Genomic DNA, 23,500 nt, shown 5'->3' with positions numbered 1-23,500 from the left:
AGAACAGACCCCTTCTATTGTTGCAGCCCCTGACGCTATGATGTCACCTGATGATATTGAAGCTTTGCTTGCTTCTATGAACGTTGGGCAAGAAGAACAGGCTCCAGCTGCTGACGCCCCTGAGCAGACTGACCCTAAACCGCAATCATCACCTGACGCTATGATGTCACCTGATGATATTGAAGCTCTCCTTACTTCTATGAACGCTGGGCAAGAAGAACAGACCCCTTCTATTGTTGCAGCCCCTGACGCTATGATGTCACCTGATGATATTGAAGCTTTGCTTGCTTCTATGAACGTTGGGCAAGAAGAACAGGCTCCAGCTGCTGACGCCCCTGAGCAGCAAGCAACTCCTGATGCCGTTATGACACCTGAAGAAGTTGCAGCACTACTTGCATCTATAGATACTGAACAGCAGGCTAGCGATTCATCGCTTGAAGCAGCAGCAACCACTACGGAAGAATCTGGACAATCTACTACCGTGGTGCCCCCACCCTCTACTAATGAACCTGATAACCTAACAAGTGCACCTACCTCTAAATGGAGCCTAGGAAACAATCTAAGAAAAGCTGCCGCTGCTATCACAGGTGCTATTACAGCACCAAAATTGGCCTTTTTAAATCTATTTAATAAAATACCAGCATTAAAACAAAATCCTGTTACGACTATAGGTACTGCTAAGGGACGCAAGCTAACCAGCAGACTGGCTATATTACTATGTTGTATTTTGTTGCCCATACTTATTGGGTTCGGTGCAAACTTTGGTAAATCAGCAGTACCGGCTTCACCCATCGTCGTAGCTGCACCTGAAAGAAAACTGGCCGAAAGGGGTATTAAGTATTCCCCAGATGAATTCGTAAAATATGCCGGTCGAGGTAATACTGAGATAGTTAACCTATTTCTGAATTCAGGAATGTCTCCTAATTCTTATAGAAAAAGCGATGGATTCACACCCCTTATGGCAGCTGCAAGTTTTGGCAGAGTAGAAGTTATTGATTTATTAATCAGGCAAGGCGCAGCTGTCAATGCCAAAGACCGTGATGAGCAAACTGCACTTATGAAAGCAGTAAGATATAACCACACGGATGCAGTTAAACTCTTACTGCAAGCCGGTGCTGATCTTAACACCAAAGATATCAAAGGGAATACATCACTTTCACTTGCACAAGAAAAAAAGGATCCCCAAATCCTGCAGGCACTTGGACAAAGTGAAGTATCCCCCGCTCAGTTACTCGCTAACCCGACAGACACTAATACCCAATCACAAGATCAGCCAAAAATTAGTGAGCCTGCATATACTTTATCAAGTAAAAAAGCTGGTTACATGGAGATTGGGAAAACAGTCGAAAGCCTATATAAATATTATGATAAAAGCAATGTTACTTTCTCAAATGATGACTTTAACGGCCGAGCACATCCCATTGTAAAGGTCTATGCAAACGGAAAGAATAATCTGCCATTAGTCGGGAGTATTAGCATTCGCAATCAAGGCCAACAACACATCATTGATGGAATTGCCGTATATGATGCAAGGTTTAGAACAGAAAGCGGCATCGGAGTTAATTCCACCTTAGGTGAACTAAGAAGAGGCGGCTCTTTCAGTGAAATAAAACAAATCAACGAGACTCTCTATGTTATAGCTGACGGACTATCTTATGAATTAGAAATTTCTCTAACTACAATCCCAACAGAGTGGCTTAAAACAGGTAATCCTAGTTCATTACCTGATGACATTAAGATCAAAAGTGTACATCTTCGTTAATACGTACACATTTCGAAGCGCATAAGCAAAAGACCTAGCGGCATTCCGCTAGGTCTTTAATACTTTATAGCTAAAATAAATATCAATTATCCGGTGATTAAAGTAAAATATTTACCAAAAGGTAACCTACCAGACATCCTGTAGCTACTCCTATTAAACCCGGTAAAAGGAAGCTGTGATTTATAATGAACTTTCCGATACGGGTAGTCCCTGAACGGTCGAAACCGATACACGCTAGATCACTTGGGTAAGTAGGAAGGATGAAATAACCGTAAGCTGCTGGGAAGAAAGCAACCATCATTTTAGGGTCAACACCAAGACTGACACCCATTGGCGCAATTGCAGTAATAGCAGCAGCTTGGCTGTTTACTAATTTGGAGATTATAAATAATACAACCGCATAAAGCCAAGGTTTGCTTGCCACTACGCCTGCTAAGGTGTTTTTTAATAGTGTAAAGTGAGCATGGAAGAAAGAATCAGCCATCCAGGCAACACCAAATACTGAGACAATTGCTACCATACCAGCTTTGAAAACTGGTCCATTAGAAATTTCTCGTGGATTTACTTTGCAAGTAATTAATATTAGTGAACCTGCTACCAACATTAACATCTGAATAACTAGATTCATAGAAAGCGGTTTTAACTTGCCAGGCGCTCCAAAGGCTGGAAGCAATTGAGGAAAGGCACCGAAAATAACAACTCCTAAAATAGCAGCGAAGAAAATCCAGGTTGCCCAATAAGATTCTTTAGGAAATACTTTGTCAAGCAGCGAATCCGAACCGCCGTATATATCGGCTTTTTGTTCTGGATCTTTAAGCTTAGCCTGAAACTCCTCATCTTTATCAAGATCTTTACCTCGGCGCATACTCCAAAGAGCTGCCACCAAAACGCCGGCTAAGGTTGCTGGAATAGAAATGGATAATAACTGAAGAATACCAATAGCTTTGCCAACTCCATGAGCTTGAGCTAATATCGATACCATTGATACAACTGATACCGACACAGGCGAAGCCCCAATACCCATCTGTGATGCCACAGATGCGACAGCCATTGGACGCTCTGGACGAATACCCTTTTTAATTGCAATGTCATAAATAATAGGGAACATTGTATAAACTACATGACCAGTACCGCATAAAAAAGTTAAAGCCCAAGTCGTTACAGGGGCTAATATAGTTATGTGCTCCGGATGACGGCGCAGCAGGCGCTCTGCAAACCGCATCATAACATTTAATCCCCCTGCAGTTTGCAGTACTGACGCACAAGCAATTACCGCCAAAATTGTCAACATAACATCAACTGGAGGCTTACCAGGTTCAACGCCGAAAACAAAGGTAAGTATAAATAACCCAATACCGCCTATTAGACCGAGTCCCATACCGCCATAGCGAGTACCTAAAAGCAAGCACCCTAAAATTACTATAATCTGCATAGTAAGCATAAATAAATTCTCCTTTCACCTTTCTCATATTAAAAAATATTAATGCTGTACTAATTATAGAATATTCGTTACTTTACCGTAATTTAAAATAAATTAATAAATATTTTTGTAACTAAAAAAAATACCTATTCCCTTAATTTAATCAAGGAAATAGGTATATATTTTCTAATCAGCGAATATAGGCTGGTATGTTTTTATTTGCTATACATTGATATTTTGACGTTGGTCGGCCTACTGATCCATAGTTTATTTTTACGCTGAGTAAGCCTTCAACTTCTAGGTGTTTCAAATATTTACGCATTGATACTTGTGATATTCCTACTAGTCCAGCCATTTCCTCAGCTGTGAATTCACCTTTTGCAGCAGCGATGTATTCCCAGACTCGTTTCATAGTATGTCGATCCAATCCTTTAGGCAGTTCATTTTTTTCTGAACCGCCTAATTGTTTAAACAGCACTTGATCATCTAAATCCATTTGGTTAAAATCTGTCTGATTTTCAATAAATTCTCGTCGGTGTTTATAGTCAGTTAAAGCAGTAAGAAATCTATCAAACTCAAAAGGTTTGATTAAATAGTCACTAGCCCCTTGCCGCAATGCCTGCTGAATAGATTTCTTATCCCTAGCAGCTGTTACAAGAATAACATCAGTTCCAAGCTGTTGCCGCCTAATTGCCGATAACAATTCCAGACCGTTCATACCTGGCATGAAAACATCTAAAAGCACTAAGTCAACATGGTTGTCATTCAAATAAGCTAAAGCATCGGTTCCATTATTTACAATAGCTTTTAGCATAAAGCCTTCTATCTTTTCCATATAACGTCGGTTTAACTCAGCTACCATCGGATCGTCTTCAACGATTAGCACCTTAATCATTATAATCACCTATACTTTCATATGGTAAAGTAACCTTGAAATTTGTTTCTTCACCTACTCTATTATATTCGATCTGTCCACCTAAACTATCTAAATTTCGTTTAACCAAATGTAGCCCAATCCCGCGTTCCCCTGGTTTAGTTGAAACTCCTAAATCAAAGATATTTTCCTCTAACTCTTGCGGAACACCTGCCCCTGTATCAGATACTTCAATAGTAAGATAACCGTCATAATAGCTTAATAATAGACTTACTTCTCGTCTTGCCCTGCCAGCTACAGCATCGAATGCGTTTTCAATTAAATTTCCTATTATTGTAACTAGCTTATGCGTGATTTCTTCTGTTGCTGCTTCAGGTAAGTAACTGTCTTCAGATAAATTCATCTCAATATTTCTTTCTCTTGCTAAACTAAGCTTGCTAAGCACAAAGCCGGCCAAAACAGAGTTGTGAATTTTGCGACCTACATAAGTAACCTCGGCCTGATGTTCTGAGGCTATTTTACGAATATATGACGATAATAAATCATAATTCTCAAGTTGGACTAAACCTAGAATAACATGGAGCTTATTCATAAACTCATGCGCCTGTGAACGCAAAGCGTCAACATAATCCCTAACGCCAGTTAATTCCTCAGCTAGCTGCTTTACTTCAGTTTTATCCCTGAAAGTGGCAATAGCCCCAACTATTTCTCCATTAACTATTAGCGGCGCCTGATTTGCTAAAACAGATACTCCAAATATCTCCTGTTCTAAATTTATTTCAATTTCACCGGTACGTACTATCTCAATAAGGCGTGATTTGGGAACAAACTCATTCACTGGGCGCCCAAGTGGTTCAGCATGTATGCCGCTCATGCGCAATAACCGTTTCCCCTCATCATTAAGCAGTGTTATAGTTCCCTGACTATCAATGGCAATGATAGCTTCACGGACAGAGTGCAGCATTACGCTGCGTTCTTCAAGCTGTTTGGCTATTACTTCCGGCTCGAGACCAAATAATGTTTTCTTAATATCTTTGGCTAGAATAATTGCCCCTAGAATCCCTAAAAGCATACCAACCAACATTGCTACAATCAAGCTCATTTGGGCTTGATTGACTGCATCTTTAACATAATCCATCAAAATACCAACCAATACTACGCCAACCTGATTGCCATCAGGACCATATACTGGTGTAAAAGCTCTAAAAGAGTGTCCAAGTGTTCCAGTAGCTTCAGACAAATACTCCTTACCAGCTAATGCCCCTGCTTCGTCACCGCCAACCAAAAATTCTCCAACCATTCTCGGATTTGGATGTGATTTACGAATTGCGTTCATATCAAGAACGACTATAAATTGAACATTTGCCAGCTTTCTATTCTCATTAGCATATTGTTGTATCTCACTAGCTTCCCGTTTCCCTGTTAATCCTTCAATGATGACAGGTGACCGCGCCATAATTCTGGCTACACTTAACGCCTGCCGGCCTAAGCTATCCTTAACCTCAGCAGCTATACTGTGAGAAATAAGCAAACTGGTCACAATCAGTACCACCGCTACCACGCTGCAGACAAGCCCTATTATCTTAGACTGCAGCTTGAGTTTTATTTTCAATACTGTTCCACCTTTCATTCACAGTAAATATATCAACATCTATATCACAGCTTTTTAATAAAATACTTTGGCGATTCACTAAAGCCTTCTCGATAATAAAATTTGTGCGCTAATTCTCGCCGCGAGTGGCAGTGTACTTCTATTCTATCACACCCCCTTTGCTGCGCTAAGTAAATACAATGACTTATCCCTCCGAAGTTTTACTCTGCTCTATTTCCGGGAATATTTAAGGACTCTAAAAACTTAAATAAGGATACTCATACTTAAACCCCTGAAGAACGATTATGCAGATTATGCAATAAGTTCATTTATAGGAGGACTTTGTCCTTTTTTTATAGAATATTCACCGTTATTATTGAGATACTTTTAAAGCTGTCTTTATTATTTTGTAAATTTCTCTAAGATATAGTTATTAGCTATATCTTACTTGCCTAACAATATATTGGGAACAGCAGTAAACCGAATTTGTAAAGAGGTATACAGCAAGTATACCTCTTTACCGCTCTTGAAAGAGGTGCTATAAAATTGATTCGCTATACTCTAAGTCGGATTTTTAACTCTTTTATTGTCTTACTGGCGATTATAACTATTACTTTTCTCTTAATGCATGCCATTCCAGGAGGACCTTTTACCGGTGAAAAAAACATATCTGCCGCTGTCTTGAAAAACATCGAAGAACGGTACCGGCTGAATGATCCATTATGGAAACAGTATACTGATTATCTTCTAAATTTAATTCGTTTTGATTTAGGCCCCTCTTTCAAATATGCTGGCCGTACTGTCAATGACATCATAGCCGAGAGCTTTCCGGTATCTTTGCAATTAGGACTGGTAAGTATTTTCATCGCAGTTCTGCTTGGTATTCCAGCAGGTGCTATTGCGGCACTGCGCCAAAACAAATGGCAAGATTATGCAACTATGTTTATAACAACACTTGGAGTATCAGTGCCAAGTTTTGTTATTGCTACTATCCTTATATATGTATTTGCTATTAAGTTTGGCTTATTGCCGGCAGCAATGTGGGATGGTATTGAGTATATGATCTTACCTGCTCTAGCATTAGCCGCTCATCCTACCGCCTTCATTGCTCGGCTAACACGTTCCAGTATGCTTGAAGTTCTTGCTCAAGACTACATAAAAACAGCACGCGCTAAAGGACTTTCGCAGACAGTAATCTTATATAGGCACGCACTAAAAAATGCGTTGATTCCTGTAATAACTTATATTGGCCCCATGACAGCCGGAATCTTAACAGGCAGCTTTATTATTGAGACTATTTTTGCGATTCCGGGACTTGGAAGGCATTTTGTCACTAGTATATATAATCGTGACTATACTGTTATTTTGGGTGTAACAGTTTTTTATAGTACTCTTGTAATCTGCCTGAATTTGTTAGTTGATCTAATTTATCCATTTTTAGATCCCCGCATAAAACTCGATAAAAGGCAAGGGGGTTAGCTAATGGATATACAGCCTAATTCTTTTGAACCACTAAAAAACAATACAACAGATGTCATGGGAATGTCTATGGCAAGCATTAGTCCAAGCCCGTGGCACAGACTGAAACAAAATAAGCTTGCTATGCTTGGCTTGTTCACCATAATAATTATTGTAATTATAGCCATTGTTGGTCCTTGGCTGTCACCCATATCATATTCCGATCAAAACCTCATGCAAGCCAATCGGCCGCCTAGTAGTGATCATTGGTTTGGAACCGATAATCTTGGCCGTGATTTGTTTATCCGAGTGCTCTACGGTGCTCGAATTTCTTTAGCCATCGGAATTGTTGCCAGCTTACTTAATCTAACAATAGGTGTTATATACGGTGGTATAGCCGGCTTCTTTGGCGGTCGTACTGACAGGATTATGATGAATATCATAGATATCTTATATGGTATACCAGTTTTACTTTATGTAATATTGCTAATGGTTGTTTTAAAGCCTGGACTGACTAATATTTTTATAGCTTTAGGTATCGCCTACTGGTTAGGTATGGCGAGAATTGTCCGCGGTCAAATTTTAAGCCTTAAGGAACAAGAATATGTTTTAGCGGCAAGAACACTAGGCGCTAGTAATTGGAGAATTCTCTTTCGCCATCTTCTCCCTAATAGCATGGGGCCAATTATTATAACAATGACTCTTGCCATCCCCGAGGCAATATTTGCCGAAGCTTTTCTTAGCTTTATCGGACTAGGTGTTGCGGCCCCCATGGCCAGCTGGGGTGTATTGGCTTCAGAAGGCGTTACTAGCCTTCGTTCGTATCCTTTTCAGCTATTTTTTCCAGCCCTAGCAATTAGTGTGACTATGCTCGCCTTCAACTTCCTAGGTGATGGACTAAGAGATGCACTAGATCCCCGAGTACGGCGTTAAGGAGGCCAATCCATGAAGCCATTATTAAATGTAATAGATTTATCTGTTTCCTTCGATACGCTTAATGGTGTAGCAAGAGCAGTAGATGAAGTTAGTTTTCAAATATTTCCCGGGGAAGCTGTCGCTATTGTTGGTGAGTCAGGGTGTGGAAAAAGTGTAACAGCTAACTCTATAATGCAGCTGCTCCCAACTCCTCCAGCCAAATATAGCAGCGGTCAGATCATCTTTGAAGGAACTGATCTATTGAAGAAATCAGAACAGGAGCTGGAAAAAGTCCGCGGCAATGCAATCAGCATGATCTTTCAAGATCCCATGACTTCACTAAATCCTGTACTTACAATAGGTACCCAGATTGCAGAGTTACTGCAACTGCACCAAAAACTTAATAAACAACAGGCCAACACTAAAGCAGTAGAACTTTTACAGTTAGTCGGCATTCCCTTGCCAGAACGACGTATAAACGACTATCCTCACCAATTTAGCGGCGGTATGAGGCAGCGTGCTATGATTGCCATCGCAATTGCCTGCAATCCGCGTCTTTTAATTGCCGATGAGCCAACGACTGCGCTTGATGTTACAATACAGGCTCAGATTCTGGAACTAATGAAAAACCTACAAACAAAATTTAATACATCAATAGTTTTCATATCCCATGATCTTGGTGCTGTTGCTGAGTTATGCAGCAGGGTAATTGTTATGTATGCCGGAAAAATCATTGAAGTTGGAACGGCGATGGACATTTATCATAACCCGCAACATCCATATACCTGGGGACTTTTAAAATCAATACCTCGCCTTGATTTGTCTAACAAAAAGCGTCTTGAGTCAATCGGCGGCCAACCGCCTGACCTACTGAACCTTCCTACAGGCTGCTCCTTTCACCCCCGCTGTACTCACGCAATGCAAATATGCTCTCAGTATTTTCCTGATACTACTTTCGTAAGCAACGACCACAGTGTAAGCTGCTGGCTGCAGCATCCTAATGCTCCCAAAACAGTACGGGAGGCAGTTATATGAAGCAACCTCTTCTGAATGTACAAAATCTAAAAAAGTATTTTCCAGCTGGAACGGATATTTTCGGCCGTACTACTTCTTACCTAAAAGCAGTTGATGACATCAGCTTTTCGATAGCAAAAGGTGAAACACTTGGGCTTGTAGGTGAAAGCGGCTGCGGCAAATCCACTACCGGCAGGACAATTATTCAGCTTTATAAACCAACCGCTGGTAACATTTTATTTAATGGTAAAAATATTATTACTCATGCGGACAAAAATCTATGCCGTAACATGCAAATGATCTTTCAGGATCCCTACGCATCACTAAATCCCCGCATGACAGTTAGTGATATTATCGGTGAACCTTTAGATATACATAAACTCACCTCTGGTCACGAACGAACAGAACGCATTTGTGAACTTTTAGAGTTGGTCGGTTTGAATAAGAAGTACTCAAACCGCTTTCCTCACGAATTTAGCGGGGGTCAACGTCAGAGAATTGGTATAGCTCGTGCCTTAGCTGTAAACCCTAGCCTAATTATTTGTGATGAACCAATCTCAGCTTTAGATGTTTCAATTCAGGCCCAGATAGTAAATTTACTTGAAACTCTACAGCAAGAACTTGGACTTACCTATCTTTTTATTGCTCACGATTTAGCAATGGTAAAACACATAAGTAATCGAGTAGCAGTAATGTATCTTGGTAAAATTGTAGAGCTAGCACCTGCTAATGAGCTATATACTAATCCTCAGCATCCATATACTAAGGCACTGTTGTCTGCCATCCCTATTCCGGATCCGGCTAAAACAGCAATGAACCAGAAAACAAAACTGATTGGGGATGTCCCCAGTCCGATTAACCCTCCATCCGGCTGCCGCTTCTATACTCGCTGCGCTTATGCTAAGCCTATATGCGCTGATCAAGAGCCGCTGCTTAGTGATATTGGCGCAGGACACCTCGCTGCCTGCCATTTAACTACTTAATTCTATCAACCTTTTTGTATATTGAAAGGAAATTCAAATATGGACCTTTTACGAAAAAAAATCGACAAACTATTAGAAGATCACGTCTGTCATAGGGGCATTGTTATAATTAATTTACAAACTGGTGAAAAACTAGCAATAAATCCAGAAAACCAATTTCCAGCAGCCAGTATGATTAAAATACCAATAATGTATGAGATAATGCGTCAGGCAGCATTTGGAAATATATCACTCGAAGATGAACTTACTGTCTCCGAAGAAGTAATTGTTGACGGTGCTGGGATATTAAAAGAACTGCGGCCCAATATCAAAATGACGGTGTTGGAACTAGTAACGCTTATGATTATCCTTAGCGATAATACAGCGACAAATATGTTAATTGATTACGCTGGAATGGATAATATAAACAGTACTATTAAAAGCCTTGGTCTAAAGTCGACCTTGCTCCAGCGACGTATGATGGACTTCGATGCTGCTAAGTCTGGCCGCGAAAATTTTACCACAGCCGCTGATATTAGTTTAATTCTTAATATTATCTTTCAAAAAGATTTGCTGCCAGTAAGCTACTGTGAGCAAATGCTTGATATTCTCATCCGTCAGCAGGTTCGGGACAAGCTCCCTTTTTATTTGCCTGAAGATACTATAATCGCAAATAAAACTGGAACATTGCCAGGATTTGAGCATGACGGCGGAATTCTGTTTCTGCCGTACGGTGCATATATAATTTCTGTTTTTACCGGCAATCTCACAGCCAACTATGAAGGACTTCTGTTAGTTGCTGAAATTGGGAAAACCATTTATGAACATTTTGCTTTTGATAAAGAAAACACGGCTTGCGCCAAGCCTTAGCGACAGCGGAAGTCGATACTTATTTCCTTATGCATGTAAGAAAATATTATACTTCTTATCGTATAATAAAAACAAGTAAAAGTGAGGGACCAAATAAATGACTTGTAGAAAAGTTTTTGCGGCAATACTTATTGTTTTAATGCTTGCAACCTTAGTTTCTGGCTGCGGTAAAAGTTCCAATACGGGTCAAGTATTGCGCTATGCTTTAGAGGCTGAGCCGTCTTCATTAGATCCAGCTAAATCTACCGCTATTCCAGAATCACTTGTTGAACTGCAGATTTTCGAGGGTTTAACAAGGCTGGATGCTAAAGATCAGCCTATCCCCGGTGTGGCCGAGAAATGGGAAATTACCCCTGACGGTTTGAAATATGTGTTTTATTTGCGGCCAAATGCTAAATGGTCTAACGGTGAACCAATCACTGCACAAGATTTTGTCTTTGCTTGGAAACGGGCCTTAAGTCCTGAACTTGCTTCTGAAAATGCCTATATGCTATTCCCAATTAAAAATGCCCAAGCATACAATGAAAAGAAACTAGCAGCAGACCAACTAGGTATTAAAGCAATAAATGAAACAACTTTAGAAGTAATATTGGAAAAGCCAACAGCTTACTTCCTAAGCTTAGTAGCATTTCACTCCTTTTACCCTGTTAACCAAAAGATTGTATCTGCAAATCCTGATAACTGGGCAGCCAATGTTCAAACGCTTGTTGGCAATGGACCATTTAAAATTACTAATTGGGTGCACAGCGGTAAAATTGAATTTGCAAAGAACGATCAATACTGGGATGCGGCGGCAGTAAAACTCAATAAAATGGAGTGGCCGATTAGTGATTCCCAAACCACAAGACTTGCCTTAATAGAAAATAGTCAGGTCGATATGATGGTTGAGCCTCCTGTCGTTGAGCATGACCGACTTAGTCAAAATGGTCTGCTTAAAGTCTCACCATATCTGGGCGTATATTACTATGTCTTCAATACTCAAAAGGCTCCTTTCGATAATCCAAAAGTTCGTAAGGCCTTTACACTTGCCATCAACCGCGAGCTTCTGGTTAAAAATGTTATTAAAGGCGGGAAGAAACCGGCTTATGCCTGGGTAGCACCAGGATTAACAAACAGCGCTACAGGAAAGGATTTCCGCGAAGAAGGCGGAAACTTCGCTGTCGAGGACGCAATACTGGCCAAAAAGCTGCTTGCTGAGGCTGGATATCCCGAAGGAAAAGGACTGCCGCCGGTCGCCATAATGTACAATAATGGTGAGATGCATAAGTCAATCGCTGAGGCAGTCCAAGAAATGTGGAAGCAAAATTTAGGAGTAGTTGCTTCATTGACAAACCAAGAATCTAAGGTATTTTTAGAAACACGTGCTCAAGGTGATTTTCAGATCGCTAGGGCTTCTTGGGTTGGTGACTATGCAGATCCAATGACCTTTATGGACGTATTTAAGGACGCAAACAATGACGCTAAGTACGTTAATCAAAACTATAATCGTTTAATAGAGCAGGCTCAAACTACAACTGAACAGTCGGTTAGGATGAAAGCAATGCATGATGCCGAAACAATCTTATTTGATGATGCCGTTATAATGCCGATATATTACACTACCCAACCATTTGTTGTTAAACCTTATGTTAAGGGTTATTTCTGGTCAGTACTTGGTCTTGCTGACTTTAAAACTGCATTTATCGAAAAATAACTTGTATCTGTACTGTATTTCTTATTAAAATCATAACTTTTTTAGTGTGCATCAAAGATGAAAATTTGGATAAAGGAGGCTGGCTGAGGTATTAGTGTCTTAATATTACTAATATTTAGCCAGCCATCGTTTTATAAAGGGGGAGACATATGACTATCTCTCAAATCAAGCCTCGAAGACTGAAGTCAGGCGATACTATTGGCATAATATCACCTGCCAGTCCCGGTGCTGAGGAGCATGTTACAGCAGGAACCACCTGGCTAGAGGAAAAAGGTTTTCGCGTACGGCTGGGCCAATCAGTAGGGCAAACTTTTGGCTACCTTTCCGGAGCAGACGATATAAGGGCTGCCGACATAAATAATATGTTTGCGTCACCTGATATTGACGGTATTATCTGCTTGCGCGGCGGCTATGGAAGTATGCGCATACTAGAATCTGTAAATTTTGATATTATTAAAAATAATCCCAAGGTCTTTGTAGGTTATAGTGATATTACAGCTCTGCATCTGAGCATAGTACAACGTACGGGCCTTGTCACTTTTCACGGCCCCATGGCTGCGTCTGATTTTGGAAAAAATCCATCTGACTACACATCAGACTGCTTCTTACGTGCAATAACTGATACCACACCGCTTGGTCAGATAATTAATCCACCGGGCACTCAAGATCCCATTTTTATTGTGCCAGGTTCTGCTCATGGCATTTTAACAGGCGGAAATCTAAGTCTCATTGCTGCTACGTTGGGAACACCCTATGAAATTGATACGCGCGGTAAAATATTATGTATCGAAGAAGTCGGTGAAGCACCTTATCGTATTGATCGGATGCTTTCTCAGTTATTGTTAGCCGGGAAATTTGACGATTGTGCAGGGATTGTATTTGCCGTTTGTGCTGACTGTGAAAAAGATGATGATTCCCCAGACTTCTCTGTCGAAGAGGTACTACGTGATCGTCTAGCAAAACTTAATAAACCACTTCTTTATAATTTATACTTCGGCCATACTGCCGATAAAGCAACAATACCGTTTGGGCTAACGGCTAACCTCGGAGATTTAGCGGACGGACTAGTAATTACCGAATCAGCAACTATAGAATAAAGCAATTTTTAAAGTTGGAGGCAATTATGGATAAACAAGCTTTAAAGAATAAAGTGATAGAGACAGTGGATATCTTAGCCGACGAGCTAAAAGCAATAAGCTTATTTCTACATAAAAATCCCGAACTAGGTGAACAGGAGTACAAGGCTGCTCAAAGACTAATTGAATCAGTAAATCAGCATGGCTTTTCAATTAAACAAAATATAAGCGGGTATGAAACTGCCTTTATAGCGAGCAAGGGAACCACTGGCCCTAAAATCGCATTTCTGGCCGAATACGATGCATTGCCTAAACTTGGCCATGCCTGCGGTCATAATTTAATTGCTGCTATGAGCTTGGGGGCGGCAGTTGCTTTTTCAGCTGCAGCAGGTAATCAGGCTTGTGCGTATTTGATAGGTTGTCCAGCTGAAGAAACGACTGGAGCTAAGACTGCAATGGCCTCAGATGGTATATTCGACGGCTTATCCGCCGCAATGATCGTTCATCCTTCAGATAATAATAATCTGGGTGGAACAGCCTATGCTACTCACCCCCTGCAAGTTACCTTTCACGGTCGACCTGCTCATGTTGCCAGTAAGACCGATAAAGGAATCAATGCCTTAGATGCATTGGTCATGTTTTATAGTGGAATAAAGTCTCTGCGTCAAACTTTTACACAAGAAACTATCCTTACTGGTATCATAACAAAAGGCGGTACTGCTCCTAACATCGTGCCAGATGAAGCCGAGGCTAAACTTACTATCCGAGCTTTATCCTCAAGTTACTTAGAAAATACGGTGATTCCCGCAGTTAGAAAGTTAGCAGACGGAGTGGCGCTAGCAACAGGCACAAGAGTCACAGCCTTTCATTATGAGCCTCTATTTAAAGAATTAATTAATGATAAAAAGCTTATGGACTTATTCCATAAGAACATGATCTTACTAGGTGAGTCAGTTACTATCCTCGATCCAGCGGATGCTGATGGTTCAACAGATGTTGGAAACGTCAGCCATGCTGCACCAACTATTCATCCTGACATCTCAATAGGCTGTAATATATCAGCTCATACCCCAGAATTCGCCCTAGCTGCCGGCTCCAACTATGCTCAAGAAAGAATTTTAGTAGGTGCTAAAGCTATGGCAATGACAGCAATTGACCTTCTCTAATCCACCTTATGATTAGTCTCATATTTTTCCATATTAAAAGCAGGTATATACTTACCCAATAACGAAAAGAGCCATTTTAGACTTATGGCTCTTTTCGTTATATTAGCTTTGCTTTTTAGGGGGCTTTTTTTTGAAATCCAACAAATCCTTGTTATTCATTCTTTTTTGCAGCATTCTTGGCATTATCCTATATTCACACAGCTTCTTTAACCGCGAACTTACCATAATAGAAAACACTATTACACATGTCCGTGAACAACATATAAATCATGCTCGCGAAGTTATTGACATCCAAGCTGAAATTAATAAAGTTCCATTATTACTTTGGAAATTTATTGAAGCAGATACTAGTGAGAAGAAGCAATATCTGGCCAGACAATTACAAGATCAGATAAGAACCATTGATGGCAACTCCTTTTTTATTTTTGAGGAAGAACAGGATAAATTAGCATTATATAATTACGTATACAAAAACTGGTACGATTATAAACTTATCGTCTTAGAGACTATCACTGCCGATGCAAATGGTGATATCATTAAAAATAAAAACAATATATCCAAAAGCCTACTTTATCTAGAGCGTCTAAATAATGGAATGAAAATGATTGTGGAATATCACCAAAATGACGTTGCTCAGCAGACTATAAATGTCTCTGATATAGCGCAAAAGTCAAAACAAAATATTATATTATTTACCATTACAGCTGTAGCCGTTTTTTTCTGCATCATCTGGATAGCATTTAGAAATATTCTTTCAAGTGAAAAGCTGCTGCTTTCCAAAGTTGGCGAACTAGCTGAGAAAAATGCTTTACTGGCATCGAAAAATCTTAGGATAAAACAGCTCGCCTATGAAGATAGCCTTACTGGCCTTGCAAACAGATATGCCTTCCAGAGTACATTAAGCAGAGAATTAACCTCTGCTTGGCTTAATAATAAAAAGGGTGCAGTAGTATTTTTCGATATGGATAATTTCAAACTAATTAATGACTCTTATGGCCATACCACTGGTGATGAATTTTTAACCTTCATTGGCACTAGAATTAAAGCTATTTCACATGAAAAGCTATGCGGCGCACGGTTTGGTGGCGACGAGTTTGCATTATTCATTAGCGATGTTGATGAAAACACTATTAGCCATGTTTTAAGTAATTTCATTAAGGCCGTTTTTGCTCCCATTAAAATTAATGAATTAACACTGTATCCTACAGCTAGTATGGGAATTGCATTATATCCTAAGCATGGAATTAGTTTAGATGAACTGCTTAAAAAGGCTGATATTGCAATGTATGAGGCTAAAATAACTAAGAATGCCTATAGGATATTTGATGGCAACTAATAATTTACTTAATTTCTGTTAGGAAAATAGCCAAGAGGAGCTGATATGAATTATCAACTCCTCTTGGCTATTTTTCTGCTATAAACCGTCTAGCAATCTTTAAATCTAATAATACAACAAAAATAAATGCCGAAATGATTACAGGACCAAAAGCTAATTTGCAATAGCAGAAATCATAGTTCCAAAACCATATAGCACTAACAATGTGAGCGGGGCCGACATAAAGATGCCAAAGGTGTATAACAACAAATTAAGCTTAGTGTTTTTCACAAATACTCCTAGGCATCAAGAACTACTGTATGTATACTTGGCTTGGCCCATTTTGGGTTGGGGAAGTCCAGGTTATATGATCGTTATCAGGTATGGGCTGCAGCCCTGGTTTGTTGTACTTGTTGCGGTTAATATCATATTTCTGATACCATCCATTCGGAAATTCGTAAACTTGTCCCGTCGCTGGATCATATACTCTTTCTTTGCCGAGCGTAGCATCACTGCGTTTTTCAGAAAGAATATCATGAATCTTTTGGCGTTGATTCCAACCTTTTGTTATAATATCAGATGTTTCACGCAAAGTTTGCCCTGCTCTCATTACTCCTGCAAAAGCTTCTCTACTTGAAGAAATGTAGCTTTGAACATACTGCTCACTTAAATTAAAGCTCCCAAGCGAACTGACTAATATCGGCTGTATGTCGCTAAATTCATTCTTTGGTGCGGTCACTCCTGAAAACATTAGTGCATAGCCTTGATGGCCACCAGGACCGTTCATAAACGGCACGTTCTGATAGATTGTTGCTGTGAATAAGCCCTCGACAGTTTTGCCGTTCTGAACAAAAATAGCCCTAATCAGCTCACTGCTTCCGCCGAACTGGTTCGGTATTGGCTGTGTTGAAATAATTGTTAAATCTTTAAAGATTGGACGCTCTGCCATAAATCCCTGCGCAATCCTGCTGTTAGCTACACTATTCCATTTTGTTAAGAAGTTGCTTGCCGTTTGTGGGGCAACAACAGGCATGTCAACCCATTGAATAGGATAACCACCACTTGCCATGTAATTTTGATCAATTGCTTTCTGCTGATGACTAAGATAGAACGGTCCAACTGCGCCAAAGAAAAATGCTTGCCTTGCTGGTTCCTGTGGATCTTTCATCCATACAGCCAGTGTCGGACCAACCCCAGCTGTGGTGATGTTCCATCCTGAAGGCTTATTAATCGTGAAAAAATTCCCATTATATTGTTCTAACCTAACCGCAGGGCTTTTAGCAGCTACAGTTTTAGCAGCTCCAATATTCATTTGCTGGGTTCCGTTTTTGGGTTCTTCGGCTTGTTCAAAAGCCCCTATTCCAGTTATTAAGCCTAAGCTCACCAATAAAACACCCCATATTTTTTTATTCTTTAAATACACCATCAATATCGCCTCATTTCTGTAAACACTATTAAATTTAAACCTTAACGAATCTATATTTACATGTTAACAATAAACCCACAAGACTCACAATAGGATTTTTGGCATATCTTTAGCTTTCACTGCAAACAATTCAGTTTCTTAGCATAAAAAGAAGGTCTGTTTGCAGTTAAATAGAATAGTAATTAATAATACTTACTATTTGATACTTAGGTAAGAGGAGATTTTATGGAAGGAAATATAATCTTAGCTTTTTCCTTGACTCTTTTAGCCGGCTTGTCTACAGGATTAGGCGGAGCTTTAGCCTTAGTTCTAGATCGTAAGAACACCAAAATACTTTCAGTAGGCTTAGGCTTTTCTGCAGGTGTTATGATTTATGTTTCTTTTATGGAGCTAATGCCGCAGGCACAACATACTTTAGTTAATCACCTTGGCGATGCCGGCAAATGGACAGCCATAGCAGGATTTTTCGGCGGAATTGCTTTATCGATGCTTCTAGATAAGTTAGTCCCAGATAAGTTAAGCTATCACGAGTTGGATGCAAAAAGCACCTGCCAGACAGGTACTTCTTCTAATAGCTTAAGCCGGATGGGCTATTTTACTGCATTCGCAATAGCATTACATAATTTCCCGGAAGGCTTAGCGACTTTTATTGGTACAATGGAAGATCCAAAATTAGGTGTGTCTTTAGCAATTGCCATAGCAATTCATAATATTCCTGAAGGCATGGCAATCGCCTTACCACTTTGCCACGCATTAGGAAATTCGACAAAAGCTTTTGGCTATGCTCTCTTGTCGGGATTGGCCGAACCTATCGGTGCTGTGGCAGGATATTTATTACTACGAACATTTATTAGCGATGAATTAATGGCAATTACATTCTCTGTTGTTGCCGGTATAATGGTTTATATTTCTTTAGACGAATTACTTCCAATGGCTCGGGAGTCAGGTAATGGACACACTGAAATGTTAGGCTTGGTTATTGGTATGCTGGTTATGGCGATCAGCTTGCTCTTATTTTAAAAAATCCTATGGGCTGCAGCCCATAGGATTTTTTTTGCTATAAACAGTTGTTGGAACTCAGATCTGCCAGAGTCGGCTGATTCGCTAATCAACTGCCGACCTGGCTAACCCCTTAAAATAAACATTTTCGATATTATCTATTGTCATGATAGACATATCCAAAAATTACACTTGATTATTGTCTAGATTTTTGAATATAATATCTATGTACCCAATAGATATTGAATAGAGGTGTTTGTAGTGAATGATATATCAGAACTGTTTTGGCAGTCCACATTGGAAGATATAAAAAAAGGCTACTCTTTTTGCAAAGAGTCTGATGAGTTCATTTGTTTAATATGCGGCAAAAAATTAACAAATGGAATAATTTATTGTGACGATGATCAACTGTATGAGGCAAAAAAATATATTCAGGTTCATATAGCAAAAAAACATCGTTCAGTCTTCCATGTCTTAATCAATCTAGATAAAAAATTAACCGGACTCACTGACCACCAAAAGACTATTCTTGAACTTTTTTACGAAGGACACAGTGACAATGAGATAGCCAAGACCCTCAACGTGGGTAGTACGTCGACAATTCGAAACCATCGCTTTTCTCTTAGAGAAAAACAAAAGCAAGCTAAAATTTTTTTAGCGGTAATGGAGCTGTTCGGAGAACAAGTTCCTAAGAAAGACACCTTTATTGAAATACCACGTAATTCGAAACAAGTCGATGATCGCTTTGCCATCACAGAGCAGGAATCGGAAAATATTCTAGCTGCTTATTTCACTCAAGGACAAAACGGACCTATCCATAATTATCCACTAAAAGAAAAAAAACGAGTTACTATATTAAAGCACATCATTAAATCTTTCGATATCAATAAAAAGTATACTGAAAAAGAAACAAATGATATCTTAAAGAAATTTTACAATGATTATGTAATACTTCGTCGTCACTTAATAGAATATGGATTTATGGATAGAAATCCTGATGGCAGCGCCTATTGGGTTAAGCTTTAACCAAATAATGAAAGGAATTGATCAAAATGGACAGACGTAAAGAACTTAAATTAGCATATAAGCAAAATCCACAGCCGATGGGTGTTTACCTGTACAAAAATAATATTAACGGAAAAATTTTAGTAGGCAGCAGCATGAATCTTCCCGGTAAGAAGAACAGCATTGATTTTCAGCTTAAAATGGGCGGTCACTCTAACAAAGCCTTCCAAGCTGATTATAATTTACTTGGCCCAGAAGCATTTACTTTTGAGATACTTGAAACACTTAAATACCAGGATATTACACCGGACGATTGGCGTAATAAGGTTAATGAGCTAGAGGAAAAGTGGCTTAAGAAACTAAAACCATACGGTGAGCTTGGCTATAATAAAGAGAAAGCTGAAAAATAAAACAAAACGCATGACTTAGAAAAACACTAGGTCATGCGTTTTGTTTTCATAGTATTACAATTGTACTACTAATCTTGCAAGTTAAAATTACTAACGTTTCTAGCATATTAAAATTCATAATACAAAGGTACTTTTATTTTAAATACCTTTTAGCCATCTTTAATTTGTTCTTGTAAATAAAATCTTTTTAATCATATAGTTTTTCAAAAGTAGTAAAAAAAGTATTGACCTATTTAAAGACTGTAGCTATAATCTAGTTGATAATAGTTTTCATTGTCATTTATATCACTAATTGACTGTCGTCAGTCAATTATGTTTGGTTCAATTTGATAAGCGATATTATTTTATCGCTTATCAAATTCATGCAACACAAAACTTACTCATCGACTGTCGTCAGTCGGTTGATTATTACCACAAGATGATATATTTGGAGGAGATCTTTAGTGAATAAGAAGAACAAACAACTCTTATGTTCTCTATTAACGAGTGCAATAGTGCTAGGCGCATCACAAGCAGCTTGGGCTGAGGAGTCAGTCCAGCCGGAATATTCTTTAGATGAATACATAATTACAGCTAACCGCATCCCCATGAAACGCACCGAAATTGCAGCCAACGTTACAGTAATCAATAGAGCAGAAATTGAAAAAGGCAATTTTAACAGTGTGCCCGATATTTTAAAAAAGAGTAATGTAACTATTGAAAAAACAGCCAATTCTTCTGTGCCAATTCTAAATGGAGATGACCGGGTTCTAGTATTAGTAGACGGCCGCAGAATGCACTGGGAGCACCTTATTATTAGCGGTAATGACCACGCTGGAGTAAATCTAGATCAAGTATCTGTAAATAATATTGAACGAATCGAGATTGTCCGTGGTCCAGCTTCCTCCTTATATGGCAGTGATGCCGTTGGTGGGGTAATAAATATCATTACTCGTAAAGCTGATAAAACTCAAACTACTGTTGGAACAGAGTTCGGAGCTTGGGGTTCTCAGCGTTACAGTCTGACAACTGAAGGTAAGACAAAAGATATCGGATATCAAATAACTGCAGAAAAGAAAAAGCGCGACAGCTTTGAATATAAAGATTCAAAAACTGGCCAAACCAAAACCTTTGCTGATACTCAACAAGACCAACAGCTTTTAACACTGCGCCTTGACAAAGATTTAACAGACGGTCGTTCAATTTCATTACAATTAGAAAACACAGAGGACAATTCCGGCTTTGGAGCTTATGTTAATCCAGATGGCACCAGCCATTACCCTGGCGCTTATACTATAACTAACCATAAGAATTTCGGACTAGCATATCAATGGGGAAAAGACAAAGGAATCGATAATACAGTGCGTGTTTATCATAATCAGTCTGATTCTATAGCTTATGGCGGTTCGCTATTTAAATCTGATGGTGTATCCCCTTATACCTATGACCTTTCGGCAACAGGAATAGATTGGCAGCAAAATTGGAAGTTAAACGATAAGCATACCCTTGTTGGCGGCGCCGACTGGCGTAATGAAGCGCTAAATGATGAGGACTCAATCGACAAAGATTTTACCACAACTGCCTTTTTCCTTGAAGATCGTTGGCAGCTCCCAAGCAACTGGACAGTTTCAGTAGGCACCCGCTATGATGACCATAGTGTTGCCGGTGGAAAATTCACTTCGCGCCTTACTGCAAATCGTGAAATCAACTCAACAACAAACATTTATGCATCTTGGGGGCAATATGTTAAAAACCCAACAATTGCACAATTATTTAGTAACACAATATGGTGGAAAGGCAATCCTGACCTTCGCCCAGAAAACGGTGAAACAATAACCCTAGGCATTAACACTAAACTTGCTAATGATACAATACTGCAGGCTAATGTCTATCAAAGTGATATAAAAGACGCTATTAATTGGAAGTTCCAAGATTGGGATGGTCCTGGACCAGGTACCAGCTATACCAAATATATAAATGTCGACAATGAAAAGCGCAAAGGTCTCGACATTAGCCTCTCACGTCAACTATCACAATTATGGAGCGTATCAGCTGGATATAGTTATGTTAAAGTTCAAAACAAAACAAATTCCGCTGCCTCTTATATTAACGACCCAGACAACAGCCAACCTAATGGTTATCGTCTAAATGTACAATTTGAGCAGGATAAATGGGATAGCAGCTTAACACTTCGCAGTGCAACTGGTCGAAATCTTAGCAGATTTACCAACGAATCATATCTCACCTTGGATATGGCAGTAAATTATAAAATTAGCCCTGAAACAAATGTTTACTTTAAAGGGTTTAACTTGACCAATGAAGCTTATGAATCAATTAGCCCAGGTCAATGGGGAGTACCTGGTGCCTATCCAATGCCTGCGCGCAGCTTCTACCTTGGAGTTCAGCACAAAATCTAATATAAAACTAAGGAGATTGCCAACAGACAATCTCCTTTCCCCACTTTATATATATTGATATCGTCAAACAGATTAACATCAATAATACGGAGGTATTTAAATATGGATTTTTTATCACAATCTTTAGGTATGTTTCACAAAGGCGGCCCAGTCATGTATTTACTACTGCTATGTTCGCTGGCCGTAGTTACTATAGCTGTGGAAAGATTTAACTATTACCGCAGCATGATTATAAATCCCCATTCTTTTATTAATCGTCTTCAGCCGCTGCTGGAACGTCAGCGCATCGCAGAAGCTATTCAACTGTGTGAGCAGACTCCGGCTGTTATCGGACAATTGGCTGCTAAAGGTTTGCAGACTTATCAGCATGGCGGAAATATTGAAAATTCGTTAACCACAACTGCTTCACTAGCTGCAGCTAGGATGCGCGAGTATCTAAATTATCTTAGCACCATTGTTACTCTTGCCCCTCTTTTCGGGTTGCTAGGTACAGTAATTGGTATGATTGGCTCATTTAGTATATTTAATATTCAGTCTGGACAGCCAATGGCGATTACCGGCGGGGTTGGCGAAGCCTTGGTAGCTACAGCAGCCGGATTGGGTGTTGCAGCTATGGCACTGATTGTTCACTCTTATTTCTCACATCGCTTAGACAGCCTAATTACTGATATCGAGCAAGTAAGCGGCCTTATAATAAACTCGCTATCTCAAAAACGAGCACTCCGGAGGGAAAACCATGAAATTGCGTAGCTTGAGAGTTGAAAGCCAGCCGCAATTAATGATTATCCCGATGATTGATATAGTCTTTTTTCTGCTGGTGTTTTTTATGATGAGTACGTTATATATGGTAGAACAGCATACTATTCCCGTTAACTTGCCGCAAGCTGCAGCAGTCCAGCAAGATAAGCCACTTAGTGTCAATGTGACTATTCTGCAGGACGGACGTATCATGTTTGATCAGGAAGAAATATCTCTGCCACTGCTCGCAAAACGGGTTAGTGTTGCAATGGCTGCACAGCCTGATACAGTATTCACCCTTAGAGCAGATAAGCAAATAAACTATGAAAAGGTAATTGCCGCATTAGATGAAATAAAACTTGCCGGAGCCCATCGGATAGCTTTAGCTAGTGAATTGAAAGCGAGGTAGC

20 protein-coding genes are annotated in these 23,500 nt (G+C 39.6%); 16 read left to right on the top strand and 4 right to left on the bottom strand.

The window, feature by feature from the left end:
- Positions 1-1,762: ankyrin repeat domain-containing protein (locus tag V6C17_RS14085; protein WP_333523204.1), on the top strand; the 1,762-nt coding region annotated here is incomplete at its 5' end.
- 97 nt (positions 1,763-1,859) lie between these two features.
- Here the strand turns inward: V6C17_RS14085 and V6C17_RS14080 are convergent.
- The 3 genes from V6C17_RS14080 to dcuS all read right to left on the bottom strand — a co-directional run bounded on the left by V6C17_RS14080 (position 1,860) and on the right by dcuS (position 5,668).
- On the bottom strand, positions 1,860-3,203 hold the full coding sequence (locus tag V6C17_RS14080) for an anaerobic C4-dicarboxylate transporter (protein ID WP_333523203.1): 1,344 nt from the start codon (positions 3,201-3,203) through the stop codon (positions 1,860-1,862).
- A gap of 169 nt (positions 3,204-3,372) precedes the next feature.
- A complete protein-coding gene (locus tag V6C17_RS14075; RefSeq protein ID WP_333523202.1) occupies positions 3,373-4,077 on the bottom strand; it encodes a response regulator in 705 nt (234 codons plus the stop codon).
- Entirely contained in the window at positions 4,070-5,668 is a 1,599-nt protein-coding gene (gene dcuS, locus V6C17_RS14070) for a DcuS/MalK family sensor histidine kinase (protein ID WP_333523201.1), read from the bottom strand. The genes V6C17_RS14075 and dcuS overlap by 8 nt, the downstream gene beginning before the upstream one ends.
- Before the next feature lie 525 nt (positions 5,669-6,193).
- On the opposite strand from dcuS, the gene V6C17_RS14065 reads away from it, so the two are divergent.
- The 9 genes from V6C17_RS14065 (at position 6,194) to V6C17_RS14025 (ending at position 16,137) form a co-directional block, all read left to right on the top strand.
- Positions 6,194-7,126: an ABC transporter permease gene (locus V6C17_RS14065; protein WP_333523200.1), complete on the top strand. Its 933-nt coding sequence runs from the start codon at positions 6,194-6,196 to the stop codon at positions 7,124-7,126.
- A 3-nt stretch (positions 7,127-7,129) separates the two neighbouring features.
- The gene (locus V6C17_RS14060) at positions 7,130-8,038 is read left to right on the top strand and encodes an ABC transporter permease (protein WP_333523199.1); all 909 of its coding nucleotides are present in this window, start codon (positions 7,130-7,132) and stop codon (positions 8,036-8,038) included.
- A gap of 12 nt (positions 8,039-8,050) precedes the next feature.
- Positions 8,051-9,055 carry an ABC transporter ATP-binding protein gene (locus V6C17_RS14055; protein ID WP_333523198.1) on the top strand — a complete coding sequence of 335 codons (1,005 nt, stop codon included), beginning with the start codon at positions 8,051-8,053 and terminating at the stop codon, positions 9,053-9,055.
- Complete coding sequence (locus tag V6C17_RS14050) at positions 9,052-10,017, top strand: ABC transporter ATP-binding protein (RefSeq protein ID WP_333523197.1); 966 nt, start codon at positions 9,052-9,054, stop codon at positions 10,015-10,017. Before V6C17_RS14055 ends, V6C17_RS14050 begins: the two co-directional genes overlap by 4 nt.
- Positions 10,018-10,056: 39 nt before the next feature.
- The gene (locus V6C17_RS14045; protein ID WP_333523196.1) at positions 10,057-10,866 is read left to right on the top strand and encodes a serine hydrolase; all 810 of its coding nucleotides are present in this window, start codon (positions 10,057-10,059) and stop codon (positions 10,864-10,866) included.
- Between the two features lie 97 nt (positions 10,867-10,963).
- Complete coding sequence (locus V6C17_RS14040) at positions 10,964-12,559, top strand: peptide ABC transporter substrate-binding protein (protein ID WP_333523195.1); 1,596 nt, start codon at positions 10,964-10,966, stop codon at positions 12,557-12,559.
- Between the two features lie 149 nt (positions 12,560-12,708).
- Positions 12,709-13,656, top strand: a complete 948-nt coding sequence (locus tag V6C17_RS14035) for a S66 peptidase family protein (protein ID WP_333523194.1) — start codon at positions 12,709-12,711, stop codon at positions 13,654-13,656.
- A 26-nt stretch (positions 13,657-13,682) separates the two neighbouring features.
- The gene (locus V6C17_RS14030; protein ID WP_333523193.1) at positions 13,683-14,801 is read left to right on the top strand and encodes an amidohydrolase; all 1,119 of its coding nucleotides are present in this window, start codon (positions 13,683-13,685) and stop codon (positions 14,799-14,801) included.
- A gap of 130 nt (positions 14,802-14,931) precedes the next feature.
- Positions 14,932-16,137 carry a GGDEF domain-containing protein gene (locus V6C17_RS14025; RefSeq protein WP_333523192.1) on the top strand — a complete coding sequence of 402 codons (1,206 nt, stop codon included), beginning with the start codon at positions 14,932-14,934 and terminating at the stop codon, positions 16,135-16,137.
- Positions 16,138-16,429: 292 nt separating this feature from the next.
- Here the strand turns inward: V6C17_RS14025 and V6C17_RS14020 are convergent, their stop codons facing one another.
- Complete coding sequence (locus V6C17_RS14020) at positions 16,430-17,542, bottom strand: hypothetical protein (RefSeq protein WP_333523191.1); 1,113 nt, start codon at positions 17,540-17,542, stop codon at positions 16,430-16,432.
- Between the two features lie 225 nt (positions 17,543-17,767).
- Between V6C17_RS14020 and zupT the strand changes: the two genes are divergently transcribed.
- The 6 genes from zupT to V6C17_RS13990 all read left to right on the top strand — a co-directional run bounded on the left by zupT (position 17,768) and on the right by V6C17_RS13990 (position 23,499).
- Positions 17,768-18,562: a zinc transporter ZupT gene (gene zupT / locus V6C17_RS14015; protein ID WP_333523190.1), complete on the top strand. Its 795-nt coding sequence runs from the start codon at positions 17,768-17,770 to the stop codon at positions 18,560-18,562.
- Between the two features lie 240 nt (positions 18,563-18,802).
- Complete coding sequence (locus V6C17_RS14010) at positions 18,803-19,567, top strand: DUF2087 domain-containing protein (protein ID WP_333523189.1); 765 nt, start codon at positions 18,803-18,805, stop codon at positions 19,565-19,567.
- 26 nt (positions 19,568-19,593) lie between these two features.
- Positions 19,594-19,956, top strand: a complete 363-nt coding sequence (locus V6C17_RS14005) for a GIY-YIG nuclease family protein (RefSeq protein ID WP_333523188.1) — start codon at positions 19,594-19,596, stop codon at positions 19,954-19,956.
- Between the two features lie 443 nt (positions 19,957-20,399).
- Positions 20,400-22,352, top strand: a complete 1,953-nt coding sequence (locus tag V6C17_RS14000) for a TonB-dependent receptor plug domain-containing protein (protein WP_333523187.1) — start codon at positions 20,400-20,402, stop codon at positions 22,350-22,352.
- A 102-nt stretch (positions 22,353-22,454) separates the two neighbouring features.
- Entirely contained in the window at positions 22,455-23,102 is a 648-nt protein-coding gene (locus tag V6C17_RS13995) for a MotA/TolQ/ExbB proton channel family protein (protein WP_333523186.1), read from the top strand.
- Positions 23,089-23,499, top strand: a complete 411-nt coding sequence (locus V6C17_RS13990; RefSeq protein ID WP_333523185.1) for an ExbD/TolR family protein — start codon at positions 23,089-23,091, stop codon at positions 23,497-23,499. The genes V6C17_RS13995 and V6C17_RS13990 overlap by 14 nt, the downstream gene beginning before the upstream one ends.
- Position 23,500: the final 1 nt, after the last annotated feature.

It is taken from the genome of Dendrosporobacter sp. 1207_IL3150 (assembly GCF_036763085.1).
Taxonomy (GTDB): Bacteria; Bacillota; Negativicutes; order DSM-1736; family Dendrosporobacteraceae; genus JBAIYU01.
The sequence above is the reverse complement of the archived record's forward strand: the minus strand, read 5'-3'. Positions and strand labels throughout refer to the sequence as shown.